General features: G+C 63.1%; 26 protein-coding genes and 1 pseudogene. 14 read left to right on the top strand and 13 right to left on the bottom strand.

Translation table 11 applies throughout. The annotated features are described in order from the left end of the window. Positions 1-9: 9 nt before the first annotated feature. Entirely contained in the window at positions 10-1,194 is a 1,185-nt protein-coding gene (locus tag A9D60_RS20845; protein ID WP_065269365.1) for a cytochrome P450, read from the bottom strand. Between the two features lie 59 nt (positions 1,195-1,253). Between A9D60_RS20845 and A9D60_RS20840 the strand changes: the two genes are divergently transcribed. The 5 genes from A9D60_RS20840 to A9D60_RS20820 all read left to right on the top strand — a co-directional run bounded on the left by A9D60_RS20840 (position 1,254) and on the right by A9D60_RS20820 (position 8,071). After that, complete coding sequence (locus tag A9D60_RS20840; RefSeq protein ID WP_065269364.1) at positions 1,254-2,996, top strand: sensor histidine kinase; 1,743 nt, start codon at positions 1,254-1,256, stop codon at positions 2,994-2,996. Further along, a complete protein-coding gene (locus A9D60_RS20835; RefSeq protein WP_065269363.1) occupies positions 2,993-4,222 on the top strand; it encodes a sigma-54-dependent transcriptional regulator in 1,230 nt (409 codons plus the stop codon). The genes A9D60_RS20840 and A9D60_RS20835 overlap by 4 nt, the downstream gene beginning before the upstream one ends. A 692-nt stretch (positions 4,223-4,914) precedes the next feature. Then, positions 4,915-5,916 (top strand): DctP family TRAP transporter solute-binding subunit, encoded by a 1,002-nt coding sequence (locus tag A9D60_RS20830; RefSeq protein ID WP_065269362.1) that lies wholly within the window; start codon positions 4,915-4,917, stop codon positions 5,914-5,916. A 101-nt stretch (positions 5,917-6,017) separates the two neighbouring features. Then, complete coding sequence (locus tag A9D60_RS20825) at positions 6,018-6,695, top strand: TRAP transporter small permease (protein WP_065269361.1); 678 nt, start codon at positions 6,018-6,020, stop codon at positions 6,693-6,695. Continuing rightward, complete coding sequence (locus tag A9D60_RS20820; RefSeq protein ID WP_065269360.1) at positions 6,695-8,071, top strand: TRAP transporter large permease; 1,377 nt, start codon at positions 6,695-6,697, stop codon at positions 8,069-8,071. Before A9D60_RS20825 ends, A9D60_RS20820 begins: the two co-directional genes overlap by 1 nt. Positions 8,072-8,250: 179 nt before the next feature. Here A9D60_RS20820 and tpiA read toward each other — a convergent pair whose 3' ends face one another. The 4 genes from tpiA to A9D60_RS20800 all read right to left on the bottom strand — a co-directional run bounded on the left by tpiA (position 8,251) and on the right by A9D60_RS20800 (position 11,396). Then, entirely contained in the window at positions 8,251-9,000 is a 750-nt protein-coding gene (gene tpiA, locus A9D60_RS20815) for a triose-phosphate isomerase (protein ID WP_065269359.1), read from the bottom strand. Positions 9,001-9,155: 155 nt separating this feature from the next. Then, a complete protein-coding gene (locus A9D60_RS20810) occupies positions 9,156-9,515 on the bottom strand; it encodes a HesB/IscA family protein (protein ID WP_065269358.1) in 360 nt (119 codons plus the stop codon). A gap of 168 nt (positions 9,516-9,683) precedes the next feature. Next, complete coding sequence (locus tag A9D60_RS20805) at positions 9,684-10,907, bottom strand: glycerophosphodiester phosphodiesterase family protein (protein WP_083194288.1); 1,224 nt, start codon at positions 10,905-10,907, stop codon at positions 9,684-9,686. A 126-nt stretch (positions 10,908-11,033) separates the two neighbouring features. Continuing rightward, positions 11,034-11,396 carry an SUF system Fe-S cluster assembly protein gene (locus A9D60_RS20800; RefSeq protein WP_039178951.1) on the bottom strand — a complete coding sequence of 121 codons (363 nt, stop codon included), beginning with the start codon at positions 11,394-11,396 and terminating at the stop codon, positions 11,034-11,036. A 240-nt stretch (positions 11,397-11,636) separates the two neighbouring features. On the opposite strand from A9D60_RS20800, the gene A9D60_RS20795 reads away from it, so the two are divergent. Continuing rightward, positions 11,637-12,395, top strand: coding sequence for a hypothetical protein (locus A9D60_RS20795; RefSeq protein ID WP_065269357.1), 759 nt, complete (start codon positions 11,637-11,639; stop codon positions 12,393-12,395). Between the two features lie 333 nt (positions 12,396-12,728). After that, a pseudogene (locus A9D60_RS27105) lies at positions 12,729-13,172 on the top strand (integrase); the annotation flags it as partial. Here the strand turns inward: A9D60_RS27105 and A9D60_RS26710 are convergent. Next, positions 13,125-13,721, bottom strand: a complete 597-nt coding sequence (locus A9D60_RS26710; RefSeq protein ID WP_065269356.1) for a hypothetical protein — start codon at positions 13,719-13,721, stop codon at positions 13,125-13,127. The pseudogene A9D60_RS27105 and the gene A9D60_RS26710 overlap by 48 nt on opposite strands. A 33-nt stretch (positions 13,722-13,754) precedes the next feature. After that, positions 13,755-14,012 (bottom strand): hypothetical protein, encoded by a 258-nt coding sequence (locus tag A9D60_RS26265; RefSeq protein ID WP_065269355.1) that lies wholly within the window; start codon positions 14,010-14,012, stop codon positions 13,755-13,757. Positions 14,013-14,307: 295 nt separating this feature from the next. Here A9D60_RS26265 and A9D60_RS26705 point away from each other — a divergent pair, with 295 nt between their 5' ends. From A9D60_RS26705 to A9D60_RS20750, 7 genes are all read left to right on the top strand, one after another. After that, positions 14,308-14,745 carry a hypothetical protein gene (locus tag A9D60_RS26705; protein ID WP_175393001.1) on the top strand — a complete coding sequence of 146 codons (438 nt, stop codon included), beginning with the start codon at positions 14,308-14,310 and terminating at the stop codon, positions 14,743-14,745. A gap of 82 nt (positions 14,746-14,827) precedes the next feature. Next, on the top strand, positions 14,828-15,052 hold the full coding sequence (locus A9D60_RS20775; RefSeq protein WP_083194293.1) for a hypothetical protein: 225 nt from the start codon (positions 14,828-14,830) through the stop codon (positions 15,050-15,052). Further along, positions 15,052-16,512 (top strand): TolC family protein, encoded by a 1,461-nt coding sequence (locus A9D60_RS20770; protein WP_065269352.1) that lies wholly within the window; start codon positions 15,052-15,054, stop codon positions 16,510-16,512. Before A9D60_RS20775 ends, A9D60_RS20770 begins: the two co-directional genes overlap by 1 nt. 14 nt (positions 16,513-16,526) lie before the next feature. Next, entirely contained in the window at positions 16,527-17,885 is a 1,359-nt protein-coding gene (locus tag A9D60_RS20765; protein ID WP_065269351.1) for a multicopper oxidase family protein, read from the top strand. A 37-nt stretch (positions 17,886-17,922) separates the two neighbouring features. After that, positions 17,923-18,621 (top strand): copper-binding protein, encoded by a 699-nt coding sequence (locus A9D60_RS20760; protein ID WP_065269350.1) that lies wholly within the window; start codon positions 17,923-17,925, stop codon positions 18,619-18,621. A 55-nt stretch (positions 18,622-18,676) separates the two neighbouring features. Next, the gene (locus A9D60_RS20755; RefSeq protein ID WP_175393000.1) at positions 18,677-19,927 is read left to right on the top strand and encodes an ABC transporter ATP-binding protein; all 1,251 of its coding nucleotides are present in this window, start codon (positions 18,677-18,679) and stop codon (positions 19,925-19,927) included. Between the two features lie 15 nt (positions 19,928-19,942). Beyond that, positions 19,943-20,383: a c-type cytochrome gene (locus A9D60_RS20750; protein ID WP_065269348.1), complete on the top strand. Its 441-nt coding sequence runs from the start codon at positions 19,943-19,945 to the stop codon at positions 20,381-20,383. A 472-nt stretch (positions 20,384-20,855) separates the two neighbouring features. Here the strand turns inward: A9D60_RS20750 and A9D60_RS20745 are convergent, their stop codons facing one another. The 6 genes from A9D60_RS20745 to A9D60_RS20720 form a co-directional block, all read right to left on the bottom strand. After that, positions 20,856-21,242, bottom strand: coding sequence for a TetR/AcrR family transcriptional regulator (locus tag A9D60_RS20745; protein WP_065269347.1), 387 nt, complete (start codon positions 21,240-21,242; stop codon positions 20,856-20,858). A 60-nt stretch (positions 21,243-21,302) separates the two neighbouring features. Continuing rightward, complete coding sequence (locus tag A9D60_RS20740; RefSeq protein WP_065269436.1) at positions 21,303-22,043, bottom strand: SDR family NAD(P)-dependent oxidoreductase; 741 nt, start codon at positions 22,041-22,043, stop codon at positions 21,303-21,305. Between the two features lie 2 nt (positions 22,044-22,045). Beyond that, positions 22,046-22,468 carry a hypothetical protein gene (locus A9D60_RS20735; RefSeq protein ID WP_065269346.1) on the bottom strand — a complete coding sequence of 141 codons (423 nt, stop codon included), beginning with the start codon at positions 22,466-22,468 and terminating at the stop codon, positions 22,046-22,048. A 100-nt stretch (positions 22,469-22,568) separates the two neighbouring features. Next, the gene (locus A9D60_RS20730; protein WP_065269345.1) at positions 22,569-23,552 is read right to left on the bottom strand and encodes an ornithine cyclodeaminase family protein; all 984 of its coding nucleotides are present in this window, start codon (positions 23,550-23,552) and stop codon (positions 22,569-22,571) included. Further along, positions 23,549-24,415 carry a PhzF family phenazine biosynthesis protein gene (locus A9D60_RS20725; protein ID WP_065269344.1) on the bottom strand — a complete coding sequence of 289 codons (867 nt, stop codon included), beginning with the start codon at positions 24,413-24,415 and terminating at the stop codon, positions 23,549-23,551. Before A9D60_RS20725 ends, A9D60_RS20730 begins: the two co-directional genes overlap by 4 nt. Before the next feature lie 100 nt (positions 24,416-24,515). Further along, positions 24,516-25,454: a LysR family transcriptional regulator gene (locus A9D60_RS20720; RefSeq protein ID WP_065269343.1), complete on the bottom strand. Its 939-nt coding sequence runs from the start codon at positions 25,452-25,454 to the stop codon at positions 24,516-24,518. Between the last annotated feature and the right edge of the window lie 4 nt (positions 25,455-25,458).

The following is a 25,458-nucleotide window of genomic DNA, read 5'->3' as shown; positions in this document are numbered from 1 at the left end:
TCCCGGTGTTCAACTGCGGGTGACCATCAGCCGTGTGAGGCCGTGGAAGTGGTAGGTGTTTGAATATTCCGGTTCCGCCGCCAGCTTCAGGTCCGGGCAGTGCTCGAACAGGGCCGGCAGGGCGATCTGCATCTCCAGCCGGGCCAGCGGCGCGCCGACGCAGAAATGCAGGCCCCCGCCAAAGCTCTTGTTCACCTTCGGCGGGCGGGTCGGGTCAAAGCTGCCTGCATCGTCCAGCGCCGCAGGATCGCGGTTGGCGGCGCCCAGCAGCAGGGCCACCTGGTCGCCGCGCTGGAAGGTGTGGCCGAAGACTTCTGCCTCCTCGTAGGCGTAGCGGGTAAACATGTGCAGCGGCGGATCAAAGCGCAGGATTTCCTCCACCAGCCCTTCGATCCCATCCGGTGCCAGCCATTCGGGCTGCCAGCCTTGCTGCAGCATGGTCTTCACGCCGTTGCCCAATGAGTGCACGGTGGCCTCATGGCCCGCGTTCAAGAGCAGGATGCAGGTGCCGATCAGCTCGTCCGTTGACAGCTTATCGCCTTCCTCCTCCGCCGCGATCAGCCGGGTGATGAGGTCGTCGCGGGGATCGTTGCGGCGCTCGGCGATGTAGCCGCGCAGGAACTCCGTGAACTCCTGCGAGGCCTGTGCCGCGGCGTGTTCGGTTTCTTCGGTGCGCGACGCCTGGTACATCGCCACCATCTTGTGCGACCAGTCCAGCAGTTGCGGCGCCATTTCCTCCGGCACGCCCAGCAGGCGGCAGATGGTGATCACCGGCACCTGGGTGCAATAGGTGTCCAGGAGGTCAAAGGGCTGGTCCGGGAAACTGCCGGCCAGCTGGTGGCACAGTTCCCTGATCCCCGGTTCCAGCGCCGCAATCCCGCGCGAGGTGAAAGCGTGCAGCACCAGGCGGCGCAGGCGGGTGTGGCGGGGCGGTTCGGCATCCAGAATTGAATGCGCTTCCACCGCCAGGAAAGGGGCGAGATGGGCAGGGCCGGGCTTGCGCAGCTCTTCCGGCACCTCGCGGCCGAAGCGGCGGTCGCGCAGCAGCATGTGCACGGCGGAATGGCCGAAGGCGGCAACCATGCCGTAGTCCTGCCAGTGGTGCAGCTGCCCCTCCGCCCGGGCGGCGGCGTAGAACGGATAGGGGTCCTGCACAAAGGCGGGATCGGTGGGGGATTGGATTAAAGTCTTCATATACCGGTTGTTGCTGTTGCGTCTGGTCAATGCAAGGGGCGCTTTGATAACGTGCCGCAATGAAAACACAGCACTATCTTCGCTGGAGCCTGCCCGCCGGGTTCCTTGTGGCCGTGGCGGCCTTGGCGCTTGCGGTCTGGTCCTATGGCTACCGTCAGGCATTGACCAGCCTGGCAGAGCGCAGCGCGGCGGATCTGGCGCTGGCCTCGGACCGGGTCAGCACCCAGCTGCAGGTCTATCAGGAACTGGCAGTTCTGACGGCGGAGCATCCGGGACTGGCAGACCTCTCGACGCCTGCAGCGCAAGACGAGGCGGCGAAGCTGCTGCGCGCGGTCGCTGACAAGACCGCGGCGCTGGATGTGTTCTTTGCTGCCGCGGACGGGCGGGTGCTGGCGGCGGCGGAGGGGATTTCCGGGCCGGACGTGGCGGATCAGGCCTATTTCATCCGCGCCATGCAGGGGGCCATGGGCACCGGCCATGCGGTTCTGCAGAAGGACGGGCGGCGGGCGTATTTCTATGCCGCGCCGGTGTTCCGGCCTGGCGGTGTGCGCGGGGCGCTGGTTGTGGCGGCGGATGTGAATGACGTGGAGCAGACCTGGCGCGGCTCGCTGCCTGCGGTGTATTTCAGCAGCCAAAACGGTGAGGTGTTCATTTCCAACCGGGCGGAGCTGCTGTTCTGGCGCCGCGGCGCGGAGGGGCAGACCCCAAGTGTGACGGGCCGGGATTTCCACTCCGAGCATGAGATCTGGACCGTGCGGGGCAGCCCCTATCTGCCGGCCCGGGCGCTGCATCTGTCGGTGGACCTGCCGCTCATTGGCATGACCGGCGAGATCCTGGTGGATGTGGCGCCGGCCCGGCGGATTGCGATGCTGCAGGCGGCGGCGGTGGCGGCGGTGTGCCTGGCGTTTGGGGCGATGCTGTTCATCGTGATGGAACGGCGGCGCACCCTGGCGGAGGCCAATGCGGTGCTGGAGAGCCGGGTTGAGCAGCGCACCCGCGACCTGTCGGCTGCCAACACCCAGCTGCGCCGCGAGGTGCGCGAGCGCGAGGAGGCCGAGGCGGCCCTGAAGCGGGCGCAGCAGGAGCTGGTGCAGGCGGGCAAGCTGTCGGCCCTCGGTCAGATGTCAGCAGGCATCAGCCATGAGCTGAACCAGCCCCTGATGGCCATTCAGCAGTATGCCGAGAACGGCGCCGCCTTCCTGGAGCGCGGCAAGGCGGAGCGGACCGGCGAAAACCTGGGCCGGATTGCCGACATGGCGGCGCGGATGGCGCGGATCATCAAGAACCTGCGCGCCTTTGCCCGCAATGAGAGCGAGCCGATGGGGCAGGTCGACCTGGTGCAGGTGATCGGCACCGCGGTGGAGCTGACTGCGCCGCGGCTGAAGGCCGACCAGATTGACCTGCGCTGGAACGCGGCAGCCTGCGGCGGACCGGTCCATGCCTGGGGCGGCGAGGTGCGGCTGACGCAGGTGTTTGTGAACCTGATCAACAATGCCTCGGATGCAATGCAGGGGCAGGTGGAGAAGGTGATCTCGATCTCTGTCGACACCGGGCCGCGGCTGCAGGTGCGGGTGCAGGACAGCGGCCCCGGCATCAAGGAGCCGGAGAAAATGTTCGATCCGTTCTATTCCACCAAGGCGGTGGGCAGCTCTGAGGGCATGGGGCTGGGGCTGTCGATCTCCTATGGGCTGGTGCAGAGCTTTGGCGGCAATATCCGCGGTGCCAATACCGGCGGCGGCGCGGTTTTCACGGTGGAGCTGGAGCCGTGGCGCGAAGCGGAAGAGAAGGGGGATGCCGCATGACCTGCAAGGTGCTGCTGGTGGATGACGACGCGGCGGTGCGCGAGGCGCTGGCGCAGACGCTGGAACTGAACGATCTGGATGTAGTTGTCTGCGGGTCGTTTGTGGCGGCCAAGGATCACATCACCCCCGCGTTTGAAGGCATTATCGTGTCGGATATCCGGATGCCGGGGCGGGACGGGTTTCACCTGCTGGACTATGCCCGCGGCATGGACGAGGAGCTGCCGGTGGTGCTGCTGACCGGCGAGGGCGACATTCCGATGGCGGTGAAGGCGATGTCACAGGGGGCGTTTGATTTCCTTGAGAAACCCTGCGCGCCCGCCGACTTCCTGCCGGTCTTGGAGCGCGCCCTGAAGACCCGGGCGCTGGTGCTGGAGAACCGGCGGCTGAAGCACCAGCTGGAGACCGGCGACCCGGCAGCGCGGCTGCTGTTCGGGACCTCGCCGCAGGCCAAGGAAATGCGCCAGCGGGTGCGGGCGGTGGCGCCGACCGGGGCAGAGGTGCTGGTGACAGGCGCGCCGGGCAGCGGCATTTCCAAGGTGGCGGAGGTTATCCACTTGATGTCGCCTGCCGCGCAAGGCCCGTTTGTGAAACGCCCTGCCGCCGGGCTGGCGGCAGAGACAGTTGCGGAACTGTGCCAGGAGGCGGCGGGCGGTTCGCTGTTTCTGGATGAGGTGCAGGCGCTGCCGGAGGCGGCGCAGTATGCGCTGCTGGCGCAATTGGAGCAGGGCGGCGGGGTGCGGATCATCGCGGGTTCCAGCGCTGATCTGGCGGGCAAGGCAGAAGCGGGCGGGTTCAGTGCCGATCTGTTTTACCGGCTGGATGTGATGCGGGTGCGGATCCCGTCGCTGGCGGAGCGTCCGGGCGATATTCCGGTGCTGTTCCGCCATTACGTGGCGCAGGCGGCAGAGCAGGCGGGGATCGAGCCGCCGGAGATCAGCCAGGAGCATCTGGCGGCGCTGATGGCGCAGGACTGGCCGGGCAATGCGCGGTCGCTGATGTCGGCGGCGATGCGCTTTGTGCTGGGGATGCCGGAGGAGGCCGCCGCCGCGGCCGGGCTGGGGCTGGCAGAGCAGATGGCGCAGGTGGAGCGGTCGCTGCTGATTGCGGCGCTGGGCCGGGCCAACGGGCGCGCGGCTGCGGCCGCCGAAGCTCTGAAGCTGCCGCGCAAGACGTTTTATGACAAGCTGGCCCGCTATGGCATCCGGCCCGAGGATTTCCGCCGCTGAGGGGGCGGGCCTGGGAGCCTTGGGGGTCGTTCTGTCCGGCGCTGAGGCCGGGGTGGTTAAGGAGGCGGCGCCGCCGGGAAGCCCCATTGGGGCCATGGGCGGAGGGAGGACGGGGGTCGCAAGCCCCCGTGTCCGCTGAAGCCTTCGGTGCGGGACGCCCCTGCACCCAATGAAGAGGTGGTCTCGGGGGCCCTGTGATCTCCTGGTGGTGCGGGGTGTCAGTCCGCACCGGTGTCGCGACGGGAAAGAGTATCGCAAGCCCGGGTTAAGGAGCGGCAAGCGGTGCGTACGGTAGGTACGCAACACCCCGGGCCGGGGCGCATTGAGAGAGGCCGGGAGCCTCTCCTCGCGGAGCCATAGCCGCCTGACCGGCAATGGGACGGGAGTATTTTTGCAAAGAAGAAGAAGGCTATGATTCCCGGATCATTTGTCTGGCGCTAACATTTGTGCGGTTTTCCGCACAAAGCCCGGAAAGCCCTGTGCGGGATTTCGCACAGCTTTCTCCAGGCGCACCGCGGGTTCATTAGGTCCGGCTCGTAAGGCTATGCAAAATTGCGGAAAATCCCGTGCCGCCGTGATTCCCGAATCAACTGTTGAGCGGTTTTCCGCAACTTGGGATGCTTTTGCCAGGCCTCAGCCATGCGCTGAGTGCACCATCGGATTTACAGACGATTTTTCTGGGAGGAAAAACCATGAAATTCCTTACAACTGCCGCCACCGCATTGGCACTGGCCGTTTCCGCAGGCGCCGCAAGCGCCGCCTGTGACGACGGCGAGATCGTGGTGAAGTTCAGCCACGTCACCAACACCGACAAGCACCCCAAGGGGATTGCTGCGGCGCTGCTGGAAAAGCGCGTGAACGAGGAAATGAACGGCACCATGTGCATGGAGGTCTATCCGAACTCCACCCTGTACAATGACAACAAGGTGCTGGAAGCGATGCTGCAAGGCGACGTGCAGCTGGCCGCGCCCTCGCTGTCGAAGTTCGAGAAGTTCACCAAGCAGTTCCGCCTGTTCGACCTGCCGTTCATGTTCAAGAACATCGAGGCAGTCGATGCCTTCCAGGCGTCCGAGACCGGCCAGGAGATGCTGAACTCGATGCAGCGCCGCGGCCTGCAGGGGCTGGGCTACTGGCACAACGGCATGAAGCAGATGTCCGCCAACAAGCCGCTGGTGGCGCCGGAAGACGCCAACGGGCTGAAGTTCCGCGTGCAGTCCTCTGACGTGCTGGTGGCGCAGATGGAAGCGATCGGCGGCTCGCCGCAGAAAATGGCGTTCTCCGAAGTGTACGGCGCGCTGCAGCAGGGAGTTGTCGACGGTCAGGAAAACACCTGGTCCAACATCTACGGCAAGAAGTTCTTTGAGGTGCAGGACGGCATCACCGAGACCAACCACGGCGCGCTGGATTATCTGGTGGTGACCTCCGTGGACTGGCTGGACAGCCTGGATCCGGCAGTGCGCGACCAGTTCCTGACCATCCTGAACGAGGTGACCGCGGTGCGGAACGCCGAGTCGACCAAGGTGAACGGCGAAGCACGCCAGGCGATCATCGACGCCGGCGGCGTGGTGCGCGAACTGACCCCTGAGCAGCGCGCGGCCTGGGTCGAGGCGATGAAGCCTGTGTGGGAGAAATTCGCAGGCGACGTCGGCCAGGAGAAGATCGACGCGGCGCAAGCCATCAACACCGGCCTCTAAGGGCCACCTCCGGGGTGCCCTGCGCGGGCGCCCCGTGACCGCAGGCGGCGCGGGGATCCGCCGCCTGCACCCCTACTTTCCGCAAAACTTGGGAGGCAGCCATGGCGGGGTCCAGAACCGGCCCGAGCGGGCTTATCAATTCACTCGAAGAAACTCTTATCGCGCTTCTGCTGGGGCTGATGACGGCGATTACCTTTGCCAATGTGATCGCGCGCTTCGTGTTCAATTCCAACATTCTATGGGCGCTGGAGCTGACCGTGTTCCTGTTTGCCTGGCTGGTGCTGCTGGGTGCGTCTTACGCGGTCAAGACCCACGCGCATCTGGGCGTCGATGCCATCGTCAACATGCTGTCGCCCGGCGCGCGCAAGGCGGTTGGCCTGTTTGCCGCAGGCTGCTGCATCGTGTTTTCGCTGCTCTTGCTGAAGGGCGCCTATGACTATTGGGCGGTGTTTGCGGACCTGCCGCCCACCTCGGGCCGCTGGTTCCCGACCGGGCTGGACATGAAGGCGCGCAGCCAGAGCTTCTATGAGGTGCAGGACGTGCCGATGGTGGGGCTGTTCAAGTTTCTGGAAGATGCGATCAACTACGGCGATTCCTACGAAAAACTGCCGAAGGTTGTGCCTTACGTCGTGCTGCCGGTGTCGATGCTGCTCTTGGTGTTCCGCTTCATCCAGGCGGCGTTCCAGATTGCCCGCGGCGAGGCTGACCGGCTGGTCGCCAGCCATGAAGTTGAAGATGAAATTGCAGAAGTGCAGGCGCAGCGCGGGGAGCATGACTGATGGAAGTGGTAATCCTCTTTGCGATGGTGATCGGCCTCTTGCTGATCGGGGTGCCGATTGCGGTGTCGCTGGGCCTCAGCTCGACCATCTTTCTGCTGATCTACTCCGACAGTTCGCTGGCCTCTGTCGCGGGTACGCTGTTTGAAGCTTTTGAGGGGCATTTCACCCTGCTGGCGATCCCGTTCTTCATCCTGGCGTCGTCATTCATGACCACTGGCGGCGTGGCGCGGCGGATCATCCGTTTCTCCATCGCTTGCGTCGGCCATTTGCCGGGCGGTCTGGCGATTGCGGGCGTCTTTGCCTGTATGCTGTTTGCCGCGCTGTCCGGCTCCTCTCCGGCGACCGTGGTGGCCATCGGCTCCATCGTGATCGCGGGCATGCGGCAGGTGGGCTACACCAAGGAGTTTGCGGCGGGCGTGATCTGTAACGCAGGCACCCTGGGCATCCTGATCCCGCCGTCGATCGTGATGGTGGTCTATGCGGCCGCGGTTGAGGTCTCAGTCGGGCGGATGTTCCTGGCGGGCGTCATCCCGGGCCTGCTGGCCGGTCTGTTCCTGATGGTCACCATCTATGTGATGGCCAAGGTCAAGAACCTGCCGAAGGGCGAGTGGCTGGGCTGGGGCGAGATCATCACCTCTGGCCGCGAGGCCGGCTGGGGCCTGTTCCTGATCGTGATCATCCTGGGCGGCATCTATGGCGGCATCTTCACTCCGACCGAGGCGGCGGCGGTGGCGGCGGTCTATGCCTTCCTGATTGCCTCCTTTGTCTACAAGGACATGGGGCCGCTGTCGAACGGCGAGGGCGAGGCCAAGACTCCGCTCATGAAGAAGCCCTATGCGCTGGTGACGGCGTTCTTCCACAGCGACACCAAGCACACGCTGTTTGAGGCAGGGAAACTGACCGTGACGCTCTTGTTCGTGATCGCCAATGCGCTGATCCTGAAGCATGTGCTGACGGATGAGCAGGTGCCGCAGCATATCGCCAATGCGATGCTGTCTGCCGGTTTCGGCCCGGTGATGTTCCTGGTGGTGGTCAACGTGATCCTGCTGATCGGCGGCCAGTTCATGGAGCCCTCGGGCCTGCTGGTGATCGTGGCGCCGCTGGTGTTCCCGATTGCCATCGAGCTGGGCATCGACCCGATCCACCTGGGCATCATCATGGTGGTGAACATGGAGATCGGCATGATCACACCGCCGGTCGGCCTGAACCTGTTCGTGACCTCGGGCGTGGCGGGGATGCCGATGATGGGCGTCGTGCGGGCCGCACTGCCGTTCCTGGCGGTCTTGTTCGTGTTCCTGATCATGATCACCTACGTGCCGTGGCTGTCGACAGTGCTGCCAAACGCGGTGATGGGGCCGGAGATCATAACGAACTAGGCAGGTTCGCAAAAGAAAACGCCCCGGAGTTCCGGGGCGTTTTTCGTTTCAGGGCAGGGGCGCTGCCCCTCTTGTCCCTCCGGGCCAATTCACCCCGGAGTATTTGGCAAAGGTGAAAACTGCCAGAGTTTCATCTTTCTGGAAATACTCAATCCCGAGGTCAGCGCCGCAGCGGAATGTCAGCTGTTTTCCAAAGCGCTGATGATCGGCGAGAAATCCGCGGCCTTGAGGCTTGCACCGCCCACCAGCGCGCCGTCGACGTTGGAGACAGCAAAGATTTCGCCCGCGTTCGAAGGCTTGACCGAGCCGCCGTAGAGCAGGCGGATGCTGCCTGCGGTTTCCGCCCCGAAACGGGCGGTGAGCTCAGCGCGCAGGTAATCATGCACTTCGGCAATCTGTTCCAGGGTCGGCACCTTGCCGGTGCCGATGGCCCAGACCGGTTCATAGGCGATCACGGTATTTTTGCCGGTGGCATTGGCCGGGACAGAGCCTGCCATCTGAGTGCCGGCCACTTTCAGCGTGTCGCCTGCCTCACGTTCCGCCAGGGTTTCGCCGATGCAGATCACCGCGGTGAGGCCCTCGGCCAAGGCGGCCTCAGCCTTGGCGCAGACCTGGGCGTCCGTTTCACCGTGGTCGGCGCGGCGTTCGGAGTGGCCGAGGATCACGGCGGAGGCGCCGGCGTCCTTAAGCATTGCCGCCGACAGATCGCCGGTGTGGGCGCCGGAGGCGTTTGCGTGGCAATCCTGGCCGCCGATGGCGACGGCGCTGCCCCGGGCGGTGTCCGCGGCGCGCGACAGAAGTGTGGCGGGCGGGCAGATCAGAATGTCGGCGGCGGGGGCGCCATGGCTTTCGGCCAGCGCCGCCAGTTCAGCGAGGTTGCCGCCGGTGCCGTTCATCTTCCAATTGCCTGCTGCCAGTTTCCGCCGCATGGGGGTGCCTCCGATCCTTGTCATTTGGGCGTGACTGGTAGCACCGGTGGCGGGGCGGCGCAATTCGCTTGAAGTTTCAGGAAGGCAGCAGGGGCCAGAACAGCAAAAAGGGCGGGGAATGCCCCGCCCTGTGGTTTCTGTCCGCTTGTGCCGGATCAGGTGCCGGGGGCTTCCTTGAAGGAGATCGACTCGCCGCAGCCGCAGGCCTCAGCGACGTTGGGGTTGTTGAACTTGAAGCCGCTTTCCAGGAGCGTCACCTCATAGTCGATCTCGGTTCCGAACRGGAACATCTGCGCCATCGGGGCGATCAGGATGCGGGCGCCGTCCTGTTCCACCACCTCGTCATTGGGGTCGGCCTGATCGACATATTCCATGGTGTATTCCATGCCCGCGCAGCCGCCCTTCTTGACGCCGATACGCAGGCCGGCATGTCCGTCCTTGGCCATCAATTTGGCGATCTGGGCCGCAGCCTTGGGCGTCATCGTCACCGCCTGTTTGCCGGGAATGCCGAACATGTATGTCTCCTTGCGCTTACCCTGTTATCTAGGATGGCTGCCGGGGCGGCTCAACCCCGGATGCGACAGGGAAGCAATAACATATGCCTGTCATGCAGAATTAAAAGAGGCCGCCTCCTGGGCAGGGAGGCGGCCGGTGATGGGGTCCGTCATAGGGGGGGACGGTGGTCAGAGCCCCATGCAGTTCGCGTAGAAGGTGGTGGTGGCGGGCCAGTCGGAGAACACGCCCTCAACCCCCACGTCCCGGGCCAGCACGTCCAGCAGCTGGTAATACATGCTGTCATCGGTGGTCAGATCGGAGACGGACTGGAAGTACCAGCCGCCGCCTGAGGCCAGCGGGCCGGAGCGTTCCAGCGTCCAGGTGATCAGCTTGAGACCGGCGGCCTTGGCTTCTTTGGCATAAGCCGAGGGGACGATCTTGCCATTCTTAGCAGTGACCAGCATCCACATCGGCGGGGCGATGTAGTTGACGCCCTTGGCGTGCAGCGCGGCAAAGTCATGCGGGAAGGTTGCCGGGTTATTGTGGTCGAAGCCTTCGAGGTCGTAGCTGGCGTCGAGGAACACCGCCTGCTTGCCGAACTCCGGTTCGTTTTCGATCCAGTAGAGAACGTCATCCAGGTTGAAGCTTTGCGCCCAGACGTCGGAGGCGGGGATGCCGGCGGATTTGTACTCGTCGATCAGCTTTTGCGCGTAGTCTGCCTGGGAGAAGCCGTTGAAAGGCATCTCCACCGCCGGGCTCTTCAGCTCCGGGGTGAACTTGGCGCCAAGCGATTTGAACAGGGCGATCGATTCCGCGTGGGTCATGCTGGTGGCGCCGCTGGCAAACAGCGTGGAGCGCCAGCTGGCGGTGCCGCCCTGGTAGGCCTCGGCAGTGAGGGCTGTCTTGTCGGCGCTGTCCATCTTGGGCTGCAGGGTGCGGAACTCTGCCAGGGTGATGTCGGAGGTGCGGCACTCGGCGCTAGCAGGCGTTTCGCCGTCCGCCGGAGTGAACGGGGTGATGCAGGTCTCCGCCAGATCCGAGGTCAGGATGTCGGTGGTGGTGTGCAGGTCGTTCTGGGCGTGGCGGCAGACCAGCTCCAGATCCTTGGTGAAGGTGACGTCGCATTCCAGGATGCCGGCGCCCATCTGCGCGGCGGCGATGTTGGATTCGGCGGTGTGTTCGGGGAACATCAGCGGCGCGCCGCGGTGGCCGATGGAGAAACCCGTGCGCTGCGGCGCCTGGCCCAGGCAGGACTGCAGCTTCTCTTTCAGTGCGCCCTCGGGCAGCTTGGAGACCAGATAGGCGGGGCGGGGGCCGTAGCTGAGGCCCGTATCCGCCGCTACCGGGGGATTGCCGGCAAAGACGGCGGTAGACACAAGCAGGGCGGTTGCCGAAGTCAGGGCAAAGCGCATTGAAAATTCTCCGGTTGGTCAAAATTTGCGCCGAGAGTGGCGCCTGTATGTAACAACCGGATTGCGCCCGCATGACGGGCGCATCAAATTCCCATGACAACCAGCGCGGCGCGCAGGCCTGGACCCTTACATGAAGCCCAGTTCGAGGCGGGCCTCGTCGGACATCATCTCCATGCCCCAGGGCGGCTCCCAGGTCAGTTCGACATCGACGCTTTTGACGCCGTCGACCGGCGAGACAGCATCGATCAGCCAGCCTGGCATCTCGCCTGCCACCGGGCAGCCCGGTGCGGTCAGCGTCATGATGATCTTCACGTCGTTCTCGTCATTGATGTCGATGGTGTAGATCAGGCCCAGCTCGTAGATATTCACCGGGATTTCCGGGTCATAGACGGTGCGGCAGGCGTCGACGATGGCCTCGTACAGCGGGTGGCTGACGGAGGAGGGGGCGATCAGCGGGGCGCCTTCGAGCGGTTCGGCAGGGTTGGTCATGAGGATCCCGGTTCTATTTTCCGACGGTTTATATAGGGAATATGCGCCCCGGCGTCCAGAGGCGGCGGTCATGGCAGGGCTAGGGAAATGTGCCTCACGCTGATGTGAAAATTTGATTTGGGGCTGCACCCGCTCTAAATTGTGAGTCCCCCGCGATGTTTTTGTAAAGGCTGCCAGATTGCAGCGGACCGGATGCTGTTTGCCGTCCGGGCCGGGTGGACTGGTGCGCCGGGAGGAGCGATGCGTGATCCGATTGCACCCCTACGCGCTGCCGCGCAGGTCTGTCTGGCGGCCGCCGCGGGTCTGGCTGGGGCGGTTGCCGCCGCGGCAGGGGAAAGCTGGCAGTGGCAGCTGACGCCGTTCATGGTTGCCCCTTCCATCGACAGCACGACCGAGCTGGGCTGGACCGGCGGCGATGTTTCCATTGACGCCGGCGATGTGTTCGACCAGCTGCAGGCGGGCGGGATGCTGCAGTTCGAGGGCACCCACTACAGCAATTTCGGCTTCCGGCTGCGCTATGCGGTGCTGGATGCCGATTCCAATGCGCTGTCGTCAGTGGGGCCGGGCGGGGTGCGCTATGACCAGAACCTGGCCGAGGCGCTGGTGACCTACCGGTTCGGGAGCGGGCCGGATCAGTTTGAGGTTTTCGGCGGCCTGCGCCACTGGGATGTGGATGTGACCGCCTCCTTGCCTGGGGCGGCCCTGCGGCGCGGGGCGGACTGGACTGATCCCGTCGTTGGCATACGCTGGGAACGGCGGCTGTCGGACAGCTTCAGCGTTACCCTGGAAGGGGACATCGGCGGATTTGGCGCCGGGTCGGAGGAAAGCTGGTCTCTGATGGGCGGCCTGGTGCATCACCGCTGGAAGAACGCGTCCATCTATGTGCTCTACCGCGGGCTGGGGGTGGAGTATGAAGAAGGCACCCGCGGCACCGGCAACTTCTTCCGCCATGACGCGGTGACGCACAGCCTGCTGGCCGGGGTCGGGTTCCGGTTTTGAGGGCCGATTAGAGAGCTTGGCGCCACCTCTACCCACCCTGGATGCTGCAAGCGCGCTGGACCGCTCGCAGCCCGAACCGGACATGCGAATGGGGCACGCGGTGCTGGATGCTGCAAGTGCGAGCCTTGCCAGCCAATCCATCAATTGCTGACGTTCATCCTGGCATGGGCAAGGGCATTACCTTCGAAGCTTCGCTCTCGGCCTGAGACTTCCCCAACTCATCGCCCGGTTGATCTAACCGCAACTAGCCGCGCTGCTGGATCAGCATGATAGGATTATGCACCAACGTCGGATTGGTGTCGTGGCAGGGTGTGGTGGATCGGAGGGCCTATCATGCCTATTGCCAATTTACCCGCCATTCGCGCGTGCCGCCCAGCCTGGAACAAGGGGCGCGTTGTCGGTCATAAGCGGCCGCTCCTGCCAAAACACGTCTGGGCCATTCGCGTCCGTTTGGAGATTGCCCTGAACCACAGGGATCTCGCCCTGTTCAACCTGGCCATCGACAGCAAACTGCGTAGCTGTGACCTAGTGAAACTGAGGGTCGCGGATGTCGACGCCTCGGGCCAGGTCAAGGAACGCGCCTCGATTGTCCGGAGCAAGACACAGCAACCAGTACGCTTCGAGATAACGGAGGGCACGCGCAAGTCGCTCTCGCGATGGATGGAGGAACCGATGATGGTCGGCTCAGAATACCTCTGGCCGGGCCGATTTCACGATCGTCTGCACATCTCAACGCGGCAGTACGCCCTTCTCGTGCGGGACTGGGTGAAGTCCATAGTGGCTCAGTATGATAAATTGCAGCCCGTTTGCGTTCTGCGGATGCTGCAGTTTGGTCCTGATCCGTTCCATAAGATAGAACTGGTGCCCGGCATCAAAACTTGAGGTCACATCATCAAGCACAACAAAGCGCGGCGCGCCGGAATGCTTCATCACCGCCGCTAGGAAGACGGATATCGCCAGAGCGTTTCGGTAACTCTCGGAGAGCAGTGCGCGAGCGGATACCTTGCGCTGACAATGGAAATCGCTGAGTTCGACATTCAGGTCTTCTTTGTCATCGGCGCGCTGCAGATCGGGCACAACGCCACCAACCTTCATAATGTCCTTGTACATGGACTTGTACTCGGCATCGATGTCATTGATCTTGGCTTTGGAAAGCGCGGCCTCTGCAGCAGAAAACCTGGAAGAAGCTTTTGAGATAAAGGTTTTCCAGCGCTCGCGAATATCCAAGCGAGCTTGCTGTTCAGCCTCCTCCATTTGGCATTGCTGATAGCTGGCCAAGGCGTCTTTGAATTGGTGGCCATACTCGACTTGCTCGGTAAGCTGCACGAGCGATGCTGGAAGCTCGGCTTCAAGGTCTGTCTACTTCTGCGCCTTCTCCAGCAATCCTGGAACAAGAGCCACAAGCTCGCTTGTGCGTGTAACGGCGGCTTCGGCTTCGGCTGCGGTGACTTCGCCGGATTTCATCCGGCTATCGACGCGCGCGAGGATGCGATCCGTCACATTCACACCGAGCACCTTTGCCAATTCGTGGTCAGACAGGCAGTCCCGCCATGCCGAACCTTCCCATAGGTCGCCAAGTTCCTTCGCCTTGGCTGCTGTTTCGGCGTATGCTCGCATAACCTGAATTACCCAAGAGCCCGAGTCAACGCATGCTGCGTTGCAGCGCTACCGGAAGAACTGGAGGTCCGGCTTGTGCCGAAAGGTCTCCTGAGATTGCAAGTCCTCAGAAACTGGCTTTTCCGGTGCAGCAGGTTTGCCTTCTATGCTGGTTTATTCATCTCCGAATCACCCTCTCCGGCTGACGGCGACCTTCCTGCACAGGAAGGTTCACAGGGCCGCTAAGCGGGTTGCGTTCAGACCAGAAAACTTAGGAAAAACGTCTCTGAAATAAGCAAATTTGTGCCCGGAACGCATGATTGCCGACTTGACGCGCGGTGGTCCTGTCATGAGAAATAACCTCATGGCTTGTGTGGCACATATCTTCCGGCTGATCAGGGTGACTGCTGCATTGGCTGTGATCCTTGCGCTGGGGTTTTCGCTGCCTTCCGCCGCGCATACCATCTCCGGCCATCACGGCAACGTTGCAGTCTTGCAAACTGGTCAGAGTCACGCCGGTGACGCCTTGCATGGCACGGGGCATGAAATAGCCCAGACCGGCGCGCACCATGGCCAGGAAAATCCTCAGACCGGTGACATCGGGAGCTGCTGTTCAGGTTCTTGCATGGCGGATGCAGTGCTGACCTTCTTGCCGGAGAAAACCTCCCTGGCGGTGCCTGTACATTGGAAGCAGGAGAATTCACAGCTGCCGTCCCGCGGGCAGCCCGCACTCCTGCGCCCTCCGCAAGCCTGAGACATCTTAACCGTTTGAACGGGCACTAACACCCTCCTGCATGCAGATGCAGGAACCGTGCAGATATTTTCAGGAACACCACATGAAATCTCTCTTTCTGGCCGGGGCGGGCGCCCTGCTGCTGGGAGCGTGCGCCAGGACACCGGCAGCGCTGCCCGATACCTCAGCCTTGCAAAATGCCGCCGCGCAATCCGGACCTTACCGCTCCCTGAACTACCAATCTCCCCTCTCAGGTTTTGAAACTTACGAGCCAAGCGGCCCTGGGTCCTGGCGAGGTGTCAACGAGCAGCAGCAGGAGAACCATTGATGTCAGCGAAAACTTGGCGCGTCCTACTCGCGTCGCCCCTGGTGCTGGCCGCCTGTTCAGCAGCGGTGCCGGACAAATTCACCAGTCCGCAGGCCGGGTTTCAGGAGATCGCGAGCCAGACCTCGGCCGCGATCGGCAAACGCACGGCCTTTGCCCAGACACAGGCTCAGAACGAAGCGCTGGCCAAGGAAGTCCGGCAGCTGGTTCATGGCAAGACAATCTCTGCCGATACCGCGGTGCAGGCGGCGCTTTTGAACAACAAGGGTTTGCAAGCGTCTTATGCCGCGGTTGGCCTTTCTGCAGCTGATGTTTGGCAGCAGATGACGCCGGAGAACCCTGTGGTCTCCATCGGCCTGATGGGGATCGGCGCGCCGGAACTGGGCCTGTACCGGGCGCTGGAATCGACCATTGCCGTGAATTTGCTGGACGTGAAGACCCGCAAACAGCGCATTGCGGTGGCTGAGGCGCAGTTTCAGCAGGCGCAGCTGAATGCTGTCAACGACACGCTGGCGCTGGCTGGGCAGACCCGGGCGGCTTGGATCAATGCCGTGGCCGCGTTTGAGCGGCTGAGCTATCTGCGCCAAGCCAGCGGGACAGCGGCAGCGGGGGCCGAGCTGGCCAGCCAGCTGGGCAAGACCGGTGCGCTGAACAAGGCGGGGCAGGCGCGGGAGTTTGCCTTTAATGCAGAGCTTGCAGGCCAAGTCGCCCGTGCCAGGCTGGAGGCGCAGCTGGCCAAGGAGGAGCTCACACGGCTGATGGGCCTGTGGGGCAGCGATGCCAGCTATTTTGTGCCAGACGCTCTGCCGGTCCTGCCGAAATCCCTGCCGCGAGTGGCGTCGATCGAAAAGGCAGCGCTGGCAAACCGCGTTGATCTGAAGGTTTCCAAACTTGGGCTGGAGGCGCAGGCCCGCGCCTTTGGCCTGACGGACCGGACCCGGCTGGTCACCGATCTGGAGCTGATTGCCGGGGCCGAGGCGGAGCGCGAGCGGGAGGATGGGGAAACCCATACCGAAACCCTGCCGCAGCTGGAACTGGAATTCGCCATTCCGCTCTTCGACACCGGCAAGGCCCGGATGCGCAAGGCGGAGCTGGCTTATTTGCAGGCGGCCAACGCATTGGCTGAACGGGCGGTCAATGTCCGCTCCGAAGCCCGCAGCGCAGAGCTGGCCTATCACTCTTCCTTTGAGATCGCGCGCCACTACCGCGACGTGCTGGTGCCCTTGCGCCGGACAATCGAGGAGGAAGGGCTGCTCAGTTACAACGGCATGATCTCCAGCACCTTCGAACTGCTGACCGACGTGCGCGAAAAACTGGCGGGCTCGCTGGAGGCGGCCAATGCCAAACGCGATTTCTGGCTGGCCCAGGCAAATGTCAGCGCCGCGATCTACGGCGGCGGCGCAGGATCAGCCCCGCAGGGCGGCAGTACTGAAATCGCCGCCGGCGGCGGTGCAGGCCATTGAAAGGATCACATGAGATGATGAACAGACGTCAACTGCTTGGGGCCGGCGCCGCAGGTGCGGCTCTGGTGTCCAGTCAGGCCTGGGGCAAGACCGCCAACATGGGTCTGCCCGAAGCCGCCACAATGGACAGCGCAGCAACTCAGCCGCCGCTGTCCCCCACGACCGGGCCGGACTACAACCCCGTGGTCACCCTGAACGGCTGGACGCTGCCGTTCCGGATGAACAACGGAGTGAAGGAGTTCCACCTGGTCGCCGAACCTGTCGAACGCGAGCTGGCCGAAGGCATGATCGCGCATCTGTGGGGCTATAACGGCCAATCCACCGGCCCCACCATAGAAGCGGTGGAGGGCGACCGGGTGCGGATCTTTGTCACCAACAAGCTGCCGGAGCATACCTCGGTGCATTGGCACGGGATGATCCTGCCTTCAGGCATGGACGGGGTCGGCGGCCTCAGCCACCCGGGCATCCCGCCGGGCAAGACCTTTGTCTATGAGTTCGACCTGATCAAATCCGGCACCTTCATGTACCACCCGCACGCGGATGAGATGGTGCAGATGGCGATGGGGATGATGGGCATGTTCATCGTGCATCCCAAGGACCCGGATTTCATGCGGGTGGACCGGGACTTCCTGATCATGCTCAACGCCTTTGATATCGACCCCGGCTCCTATGTGCCGCGGGTGATGGAGATGACGGACTTCAACCTGTGGTGCTGGAACAGCCGGATCTTCCCGGACATCGACCCGCTGGTGGTCAATCAGGGCGACCGGGTGCGGGTCAGGACCGGCAACCTGACCATGACCAACCACCCGATCCACATGCATGGTTATGACTTTGAGGTCACCTGCACAGATGGCGGCTGGGTGCCCGAAAGCGCCCGCTGGCCGGAGGTGTCGATCGACATCCCCGTCGGCGCCATGCGCGCCTATGAGTTCGACGCGGTGCATCCGGGCGACTGGGCAATCCACTGCCACAAGTCGCACCACACGATGAACGCGATGGGCCACGACGTGCCGACCTTCATCGGCACCGACAAGCGCAAGCTGACGGGCCAGATCCGCAATCTGCAGCCCGAATACATGCCGATGGGCACCGCAGGCATGGCGGATATGGGCGAGATGTCGATGCCGTTGCCCGACAACACCGTGCCTATGATGGCTGGCTGGGGCCCCCACGGGCCGCTGGAAATGGGCGGCATGTTCTCGGTCGTGAAGGTGCGCGAGGGCATTGATGCAAACGACTACAGCGACCCCGGCTGGTACGAGAACCCGCCCGGAACCCAGACCTATGAGTGGACTGGCGAGCTGCCGGACTTTGCCCGCGTGGAAGACGCGCAAACCCGCATTACCCCGAAACCAACTGCCAAGGGCTGAGCCCTGGCACCTTACCAAACCTGAAGAGGAAACAGATATGAACAAGATCCTTTCCGCAGCCCTCGCCGCCGCTCTTTCCGCCGCTCCGGCCCTGGCCGGCGGCACCCATGGCGGCGGGCATGACGGCGGTATGGAAGTCGGCAAACCCGGCGAGGCCTCACATGCAGACCGTGAAGTCGCTGTCACCATGAGGGAAACCGATGACGGCGAGATGCTGTTTGAGCCGTCGAGCTTCACCTTTGCCAAAGGTGAGACGGTGAAATTCGTGATCACCAACGCTGGTGAGCTGGAGCATGAATTCGTGCTGGATACGGCTGAGCGCAATGTCCACCATAAGGCGATGATGGCCAAGATGGAGATGGAGCATGACGACCCTAACTCAGTGCGTCTGGATCCGGGCGCCAGCGGGAAAGTGGTCTGGACCTTCTCCAACGAAGGCACCTTCGAGTTCGCTTGCCTGATCCCGGGCCACTATGAATCCGGCATGCATGGGCCGGTCGCTGTGCTGGCGGACGGCGGCGGCACCTTTACCGCGGGCACGGTTAAAAAGGTCGACGCCAAGTCCGGCAAGGTCACCATCATACACGAAGAACTGGTGGACCTGGAGATGCCGGCAATGACCATGGTGTTCCGGGTCGCCGATGACGCGATGCTGGACCAGCTGAAGGCCGGCGACGCCATCGAATTCACTGCCGAACGGATCAAGGGCAAGCTGACCGTGACAGCGTTGAAGTAATCCCGGACGGGAGGCGGGCGCCCCCCGCTTCCCGGAACTCAGACCTGAGAAAATGATGCCTGAATTCCACACTCTTGCGCATGACGCGGCGGCGGCGCTGGGTTTCAGCTATGACAGCAGTGCGCCTGCCTGGCTGCACCCGATGATGCATCTGGTGCTGGTCCTGGCTCCCGCGATGCTGGCGGCAACCCTGGCCGTCCAGGCGGCCATGCTGCTGCGCAGGCGCTTTCAGGCCGTCCCGGCACCTGACCGCGCGGCACTGGGGCAGGCAAGCAGCATTCGGGCCAGCCTGCCGGGCCATATCCTGCACGCCACCGGACGGCAGCAGGTTGCCCTGGTTCTGCTCAGTCTGGCTGCCATGCCGATCCTCTACCTGACCCTCGAACTGCCCAAGCAGATCGTGAACCGTGTTTTTGAAAGCCAGGTCGGGACGGTTGCGGTTCTGGGATACGACTTCCCGCAAGTCTCGCTGCTGTTTCTGCTCTGTGGTGCCTATCTGGCCGTGATTGCGCTCAACGGCCTCACCAAATTCCGGCTGAACATTTTAAAGGGGCGGGTCGCCGAGAACTTTGTACGGCGGCTCCGCCTTGCGGTTTACCGCCGGTGGCGGCGAGACCAGCCTGCGCAGCGCCAGCCTGCCATCATGCCGGTGCTCGGCCCCGAGGTTGAACCCGTTGGCGGCTTTGCCTCTGAACTGCTGGCCGTTCCTCTGCTGCAGGGCGGAACCCTGGCAACAATCCTCTTGTTCATGTTTGCGCAAGATCCGATCCTTGCGGCTGCTGCGCTCACAGTGCTGCCTTTGCAACTGATTATTGTGCCGCGGTTGCAGCGGCGGGTGAATGCCGTGTCCCGTAAACGCATTCGCGTGATGCGGCAGCTTGGCGGCCATCTGGACATGCAGATGCGGGCGGGCGGCCAGGGCGCGCTGCCGGTTGCGCGCAACTTCCGGCAGCTGCAGGATCTGCGCCTGCAGATCCACCGGCTGAAATTCCTGGCCAAGGCCATCAACAACTTCCTTACCGCCCTGACCCCGTTCCTGTTCTATTCCCTGGGCGGCTACTTCGTGCTGCAGGAGCGGGTCTCGCTGGGCGCGCTGGTGGCGATGCTGACGGCGCACAAGGAGTTCTCCTCCCCGCTGAAGGATCTGTTCCGCTTCTACCAGCAAAGCGAGGACGTGCGGATCCGCTACCAGGAAATACGCGCTTTCGCGTTCCGCTCCGGCGGGGCGTCCGGGCCGGCGACCGCAGCAAGGCAGCAGAGTCATTGCACAGTTCCGGCCGTAAGCGGCATTTCATTCCCCGGATAGGAGAAAAAGAACACCATGAGGAAAACCATTGCCATCGCAGTTGCCGCAGCCGTGTTAACGGCGTCAGCCTTCTTTGTGTACAACAGCACCGGTAGAAATGATGCGGCCGCGCAACGCTCTGTTCTGGAGCCCGGTGCGCCGCTCAGCGCGGTTAAGTTGCCGGCGGATTTGAGCGAAACCGCACTGATCGGCAAGCGCGCCTTTGACGCGGTCTGCGCCGATTGCCACGGAGAGAATGCTGCGGGGCGCAACGGCATGGGGCCGCCGCTGGTTCATAAGATCTATGAACCCTCGCACCATGGCGACGCTGCCTTCCTGCTGGCTGTCCGAAATGGCGTGCGGGCGCACCACTGGGAATTCGGCAGCATGCCTCCGCAGCAGGGGCTGACGGATGGCGACGTTAAGGGCATCACCCGGTATGTGCGGGAACTGCAGAAGGCAAATGGTATTCACTAGTCTGTGGGCTGGAAGCAGGACCTTGCCGTCTGTTCGCGTCTCCGCGGCCCTTGCCGCGAACGGGGTACGGCCGCACCCGGGGCAATTCTTGCAGGAAACTATGTCATGCTATTGTTCCAGTGGTTCCCCACAGGCAAATAGAGCAATTCCTAAATTTATGCAGCTTGAAGGATAAGCTCACGTTGTCCCGCGAAGTGTGAGTTTGAATAGCTTTCTATGATGCGCTCGCAGCGAATGGCCGGATTGCGGGCTGCAACCGCAGCATCAGGATACCGTTGCCAGGGTCGGGATTGGGCCGGTCAGGTTCCGAAGGGCGAAGACGGTTCGCAACTTTGCAGTGGCAGCTTCCTGCGCAAAGCGGACTTAAGAGAAAACTAGACTGCGCTTGCAATGGATGGCGGCTGGCAACGCATCCGCCAGTTATCGGGCTTGAATGAAATAGTGTCCAAATTCTGCTCCCGCAACCAAAAAACTACATTATAAACGAGATGTTATGCTCCGTACCAGCGGGGCCGTTTGCGTTTGTGCCTGCGGCATTGGAGGCATTGAGATGGCTGATCCAAGCCCACTGATCAGCCCCACTTGAGTGGTCCAATTTGATTGTTAGTGCATGACCGGGCTTTGGTCCATCTGGACGATCGTTTTCGGGGCCGGAGGGCGGTACGTCCCGGTTGTAGCGGTCGAAAGCGGCCAAGTATAAGCCGTGTTTGGAGCCGAAGACCGAATAGAGACCGTAGTTTTTGACACCGGTGCCGGCGATCAGATCCTGCAGAGAGGCATCATGGTAGCCTTTGCGCCAGAACACCTTGAGCGCAGCTTCCACGGCATCGTCCGGGTCGAATTCCTTGTGCCTTCCCATGGTGCTCTTCCTGTTGCTTGAGGCCGCGGCGGGCATAGAGCACCTGCCGCGGCTGCGGGGTCACCACTTTTCCGTAAAGGGGCGGATTGTGGTCTCAAAGGACCAGGTGGTCCGGTGCTGGTGGGTGAAGTGATAGATCTCTGCGGCGATGCCGTCGGGATGGGCGAAGAAATCCTCCCGCGCATGCGGCCAGTCTGCGGGCGGCACCAGCCAGCTGGGGCGCTCTGCGTCGCTGGCGCCTAGCCAGGTCACGTCGATGGCGGCATCCACCGACAGGTAGCAAACGTGGATACCTTCCGGGCCCAGGTCCCGCGCCAGCGCCTCGCACAGGTTGCGCTGTGCGGCCTTTGTCGGGGCAAACAGCGCGTAGTTCGGCACTCCGCGGTGCGATGCAGTATTGCCGGTGGCCAGGATTGCCCCGCCGCCGCTGGCGGCCATCTTGTCCGCAAAGAAGCGGGCAAAGACCAGCAAGGCGGTAGTGTTGACCCGGAAGTTCCGTTCGATCTCCAGCGGATCCAGCTCGCGGAACCGGCCAAAACTATGCGACACCGCATTATGCACCAGTACCCGAGGCACACCCATTTCCGCCTCGATCCTGGTCAGGCAGGTTTCAAAGGCCTGCAGATCGGAAAGGTCGCAGGCATAGGCCTTTGTGCCGGGGTGCTGGTCTGCCAGCGCCTGCAGGCGGTCCGCGTTGCGGGCGATCATGGCTACCCGGTAGCCTTGCGAGATGAACTTGCGCACCGTGGCGCTGCCGGTGGCGTCGCCGACGCCGGTGATGATGCAGAGAGGCCCGGCCATGGTCAGGCCCACTGTTTCTTGCGGATTTCGGTATAGGGCGCGCCGTATTTTCCGTTCTCCTCACCGGCGGTGATGACGGTCATGATCGCGGGGTCGTATTCGTAGGTCCGGATCCACTGGCGGTCGCACTTTTCCATCAGCATGTGAGAATGGGTCGAGCGCGCACGGCGTGTGTATTCCACCTCCACCATTCTGCATGACTGGCCGCCAAAGCCATAAGAATATTCATCGGCGCCGGGCTGCACAAAGCGGGCATGATACAGTTTCCAGTACTGACCGTCGTGTTTGTAGATGGCGAAGGTCATTTCGTGGGTGTCGTACTGCCAGTGCCAGGTGTTGTCCTGGTAGATTTTTTCCCAATCTGCCAGCAGGCTGCCGTCCCGGAACGAATGGCCTTCGATTTTCCAGCCCAGAGTGTCGGTCATTTTCGTGTCTCCTGTTTTCACATCGATCATTATGAAAAGGCGGAAGCAGGTCCCGCTCGCCGCAGCGGGTTCCTTAAGGCTGCCGCCGTTATCCGGTCTTTTAAGCGGGTGCGGAGTTCGCCCGGGGTGTTTCCCAGTTGAACAGGGTTGAAACCGCAGCAAGGTCCTGCACGCCCAGCCCGGTCAGGCTGCAAGCGATGACTTGGCGTCCGTTGTTGCGCAGCCGGTCATTGTTGGCCCAGGCAGCGCCCAATTCCTGCATCCCAAGTTCTGCCTCCGTCAGGCCAAAAGACAGGGCGCGGGCTGCGTTGCCATAGGCGCGGGCCTGTTCAAGGCTGTCGGTAAAGACCTTGTCGGCCCGGGCGAGCAGAGCGGCGGGTATCTCGCATTTGGTTTCGTCATCAGAGCCAATGCTGATAACTGTCTGTCCGGTCTTCACATCTGCGGCCTGAAACAAGGGTTCTGTGGCGGCGGTGGCGCAGACAACCAACCTGGCTCCACGCATCGCTTCGGCAGTGCTGCCGGCGGTGGAGATCCGGCTTGCCGGAAACTCGGCCTGCAAGGAAGCTGATAGCGATCTGGCTGCCTCTGGCCGACGGGCCCAGATGCGGAGGCTGCGGATTTCCCGCAATTGCGCCAGCGCCTGGATCTGATGGCGCGCCTGGGTGCCGGCACCCAGCAGCGCCGCATCCACCGGGCCGGCGGACAGGCAGCTGTGCGCGGCCAAAGCGCCGGCAGCGCCGGTCCGGTAGTCGGAAATCAGGTGGCCATCGTGCAGCAGCGCAAGCGGCCGACAGGTCTTGGAGCAGCAGGCGAGGATCAGCCCGCTATGGCCGCTGCCGGTGCCTGCTTTCAGGCTTTCCGACCAGCCCGCGAGCTTGACGGTGAAAATGGGGGCGCCAGGCAGAACTGCGCTTTTGACATGCACATCGGCACCCGGCGCCGGGAACAGCACCTGAGCCGCCGCGGTGGCTTTGCCTGTGCTGTAGGCAATCATCGCCTGGCGCACCGGTGACAGCAGGGCTGCGTGGGACAGCCGGGCGGCGATTTCTTCGCGGGTGATATGGCGCAGGGCAGGCGTCATGGCAGCACCTCGAACCGGCCGGTGCCCAGGATCGAAACCTGACCGCCAACTCGGACAGTGCAGATCCCATCGGGTCCACTTTCGACCTGTACAGAAAGACGGCTGGGGCGGCCTGCATACTGCCCCTGCTTAAGTTCCAACGTGGTGGCCGCGTTCAGCAGCCCGTGTTTATGGGCATAAGCGCCGATGACGCCTGCGGCGCTGCCGGTTGCAATGTCCTCGATCCGCCCATCGTTGGTCCAATGGCGCCCTTCGTTTTGGCGGACGTCGTACAGGTAAGCAAACTGCGCGCCTACCTCCGCCAGCCGCTGCTCGAGATCCGGGACACGGATGGCCGCCCTGTCCAAGCCCTGCCGGACCGGCACCACCAGATAGCGCAGCCCGGTCGAGACGACTTCCAACGGCAGGTCTGGGGCCAGATCCTCCGGCGCCAGTGAGAAACAGCTGACAAGCTCCCGCGCGGCGGGGCCGTTCAGCTCTGCCAGGTACAGAGGCTTTCCTTGATCCATCCAAACGTCAAACCCGGCCGCACAGCGGGCGGAGCGCAGAGTCACTTGGCGGTCTCCCAAAGCAAAGGCGGTCTCAGCCGTTTCAGCGGGCTGCTCCAGGTGATGCAGCACGGCCGCGGTGCCCAGCAAAGGGTGGCCGGCAAACGGCAGCTCCTCTTCCAGATCGAAAACCCGCAGAGGGCGGCTGCCGTTTACGAGGACGGGCCCGGTCAGAAAGACGGACTCAAAGTGCTTGAGCTCCCGGGTCAGTTGCAGCATCTGCCGGCCGTCCAGTGCCCGGGCCTCTGGGAAAACCGCCAGGCTGTTGCCGGAGAACGGGCCGTCCGAGAAAACATCGCATAAGACATAGTGCATGCCGCATCCCCGCTGAACTGAGCATCTGCCTCCTGGCTAGCTCAGAAACAGGGCGCGGGGCGAACCATATGTACATGAGCCCGCTTCATGAATATGGGAATCAGCCCGTACTGAACAGCTTTGATTGCTGCGCGTGGATTACTGAAATCTCTTCATGAACCCACTGGCGCAACGCGTGATACCCATCGGTGGCAGCATTGGCGGGGGKGGTGACCAGCCAGTAGCGGGCGCGGGATTTCACCGGCTTGCCAACAACTTCCAGGAATCCAGCCTCAAGATCATTTTCCACCAGCAGGCTGCGCCCGAGCGCAATGCCCATGCCACCAATGGCAGCCTGGATGGCAAGATCGGCACGGGCAAAGGCGTTGATGGAGCGTTCGAACTCAATATCCCAGCCGCGGCCGGCAAAATATTCCTGCCAGCTGAAACCGGTGCCGTCACTTTCGCCGAAGCGATCCACCAGAAGCCGGGCGCCGGGCTGGCGGCAATAGTCCTGCAGCGGTACCGGCCCAAGATAGCCGGGCCGGCTGACGGGCAGCAGAACCGCCTGCAGCAGAGGCTCGGAATGCAGCCCGGGATAGGGGCCCAGCCCATAGCGGATTGCCGCCTTGGCCTCGCCTGCGTGCAGGTCGACCAGCCGATCATCCACGTCGACCAGCAGATCCAGTCCGCTGTCCTGCGCGCGCTGCAGGGCGGGCACAACCCATTTCATCGCCACTGAGGAAGAAACCGACAGGCGCAGACTGCGGCTGGTCTTCAGGTCATGCAGCCGGGTGAGAGCAGCGCGCCAGGCGCTGCCGCTGTGCTGCGCGGCGTCACACAGGATTCGGCCGGCTTCGGTCGGCATGATCCGGCGGGTGGTGCGGTCAAACAGCGGCACCCCAAGCGCTTCTTCCAGCGCCTTGACCCTGTGGCTGACTGCCGATTGCTCAATGCCGAGACGCTCCGCGGCGCGGGTGAAGTTCTGCTCTTCGGCTATTGCCTCCAGCAAGGGTGAGCTCTGGATCAGCTTCGGCAGCAGGCTGTCGGTCTGTTTCATGAAT

It is taken from the genome of Leisingera sp. JC1, assembly GCF_001679925.1.
Taxonomy (GTDB): domain Bacteria; phylum Pseudomonadota; class Alphaproteobacteria; order Rhodobacterales; family Rhodobacteraceae; genus Leisingera.
This window is presented reverse-complemented; position numbering and strand designations above follow the sequence as displayed.

Bases quoted from the DNA above. Each gene is read 5' to 3' on its own strand.
- A9D60_RS20740 (WP_065269436.1), bottom strand. From the start codon at position 22,043: ATGGCCGGGCCTCTCTGCATCATCACCGGCGTCGGCGACGCCACCGGC.
- A9D60_RS20770 (WP_065269352.1), top strand. From the start codon at position 15,052: ATGTCAGCGAAAACTTGGCGCGTCCTACTCGCGTCGCCCCTGGTGCTG.
- A9D60_RS20830 (WP_065269362.1), top strand. From the start codon at position 4,915: ATGAAATTCCTTACAACTGCCGCCACCGCATTGGCACTGGCCGTTTCC.
- A9D60_RS20835 (WP_065269363.1), top strand. From the start codon at position 2,993: ATGACCTGCAAGGTGCTGCTGGTGGATGACGACGCGGCGGTGCGCGAG.
- A9D60_RS20825 (WP_065269361.1), top strand. From the start codon at position 6,018: ATGGCGGGGTCCAGAACCGGCCCGAGCGGGCTTATCAATTCACTCGAA.
- A9D60_RS20805 (WP_083194288.1), bottom strand. From the start codon at position 10,907: ATGCGCTTTGCCCTGACTTCGGCAACCGCCCTGCTTGTGTCTACCGCC.
- A9D60_RS20725 (WP_065269344.1), bottom strand. From the start codon at position 24,415: ATGCACTATGTCTTATGCGATGTTTTCTCGGACGGCCCGTTCTCCGGC.
- A9D60_RS20735 (WP_065269346.1), bottom strand. From the start codon at position 22,468: ATGACCGACACTCTGGGCTGGAAAATCGAAGGCCATTCGTTCCGGGAC.
- A9D60_RS20730 (WP_065269345.1), bottom strand. From the start codon at position 23,552: ATGACGCCTGCCCTGCGCCATATCACCCGCGAAGAAATCGCCGCCCGG.
- A9D60_RS20800 (WP_039178951.1), bottom strand. From the start codon at position 11,396: ATGACCAACCCTGCCGAACCGCTCGAAGGCGCCCCGCTGATCGCCCCC.
- A9D60_RS20750 (WP_065269348.1), top strand. From the start codon at position 19,943: ATGAGGAAAACCATTGCCATCGCAGTTGCCGCAGCCGTGTTAACGGCG.
- A9D60_RS26265 (WP_065269355.1), bottom strand. From the start codon at position 14,012: ATGCGAGCATACGCCGAAACAGCAGCCAAGGCGAAGGAACTTGGCGAC.
- A9D60_RS20760 (WP_065269350.1), top strand. From the start codon at position 17,923: ATGAACAAGATCCTTTCCGCAGCCCTCGCCGCCGCTCTTTCCGCCGCT.
- A9D60_RS20745 (WP_065269347.1), bottom strand. From the start codon at position 21,242: ATGGGAAGGCACAAGGAATTCGACCCGGACGATGCCGTGGAAGCTGCG.
- A9D60_RS20755 (WP_175393000.1), top strand. From the start codon at position 18,677: ATGCCTGAATTCCACACTCTTGCGCATGACGCGGCGGCGGCGCTGGGT.
- A9D60_RS20795 (WP_065269357.1), top strand. From the start codon at position 11,637: ATGCGTGATCCGATTGCACCCCTACGCGCTGCCGCGCAGGTCTGTCTG.
- A9D60_RS26705 (WP_175393001.1), top strand. From the start codon at position 14,308: ATGATTGCCGACTTGACGCGCGGTGGTCCTGTCATGAGAAATAACCTC.
- A9D60_RS20845 (WP_065269365.1), bottom strand. From the start codon at position 1,194: ATGAAGACTTTAATCCAATCCCCCACCGATCCCGCCTTTGTGCAGGAC.
- A9D60_RS20820 (WP_065269360.1), top strand. From the start codon at position 6,695: ATGGAAGTGGTAATCCTCTTTGCGATGGTGATCGGCCTCTTGCTGATC.
- A9D60_RS20775 (WP_083194293.1), top strand. From the start codon at position 14,828: ATGAAATCTCTCTTTCTGGCCGGGGCGGGCGCCCTGCTGCTGGGAGCG.
- A9D60_RS20765 (WP_065269351.1), top strand. From the start codon at position 16,527: ATGATGAACAGACGTCAACTGCTTGGGGCCGGCGCCGCAGGTGCGGCT.
- tpiA (WP_065269359.1), bottom strand. From the start codon at position 9,000: ATGCGGCGGAAACTGGCAGCAGGCAATTGGAAGATGAACGGCACCGGC.
- A9D60_RS20840 (WP_065269364.1), top strand. From the start codon at position 1,254: ATGAAAACACAGCACTATCTTCGCTGGAGCCTGCCCGCCGGGTTCCTT.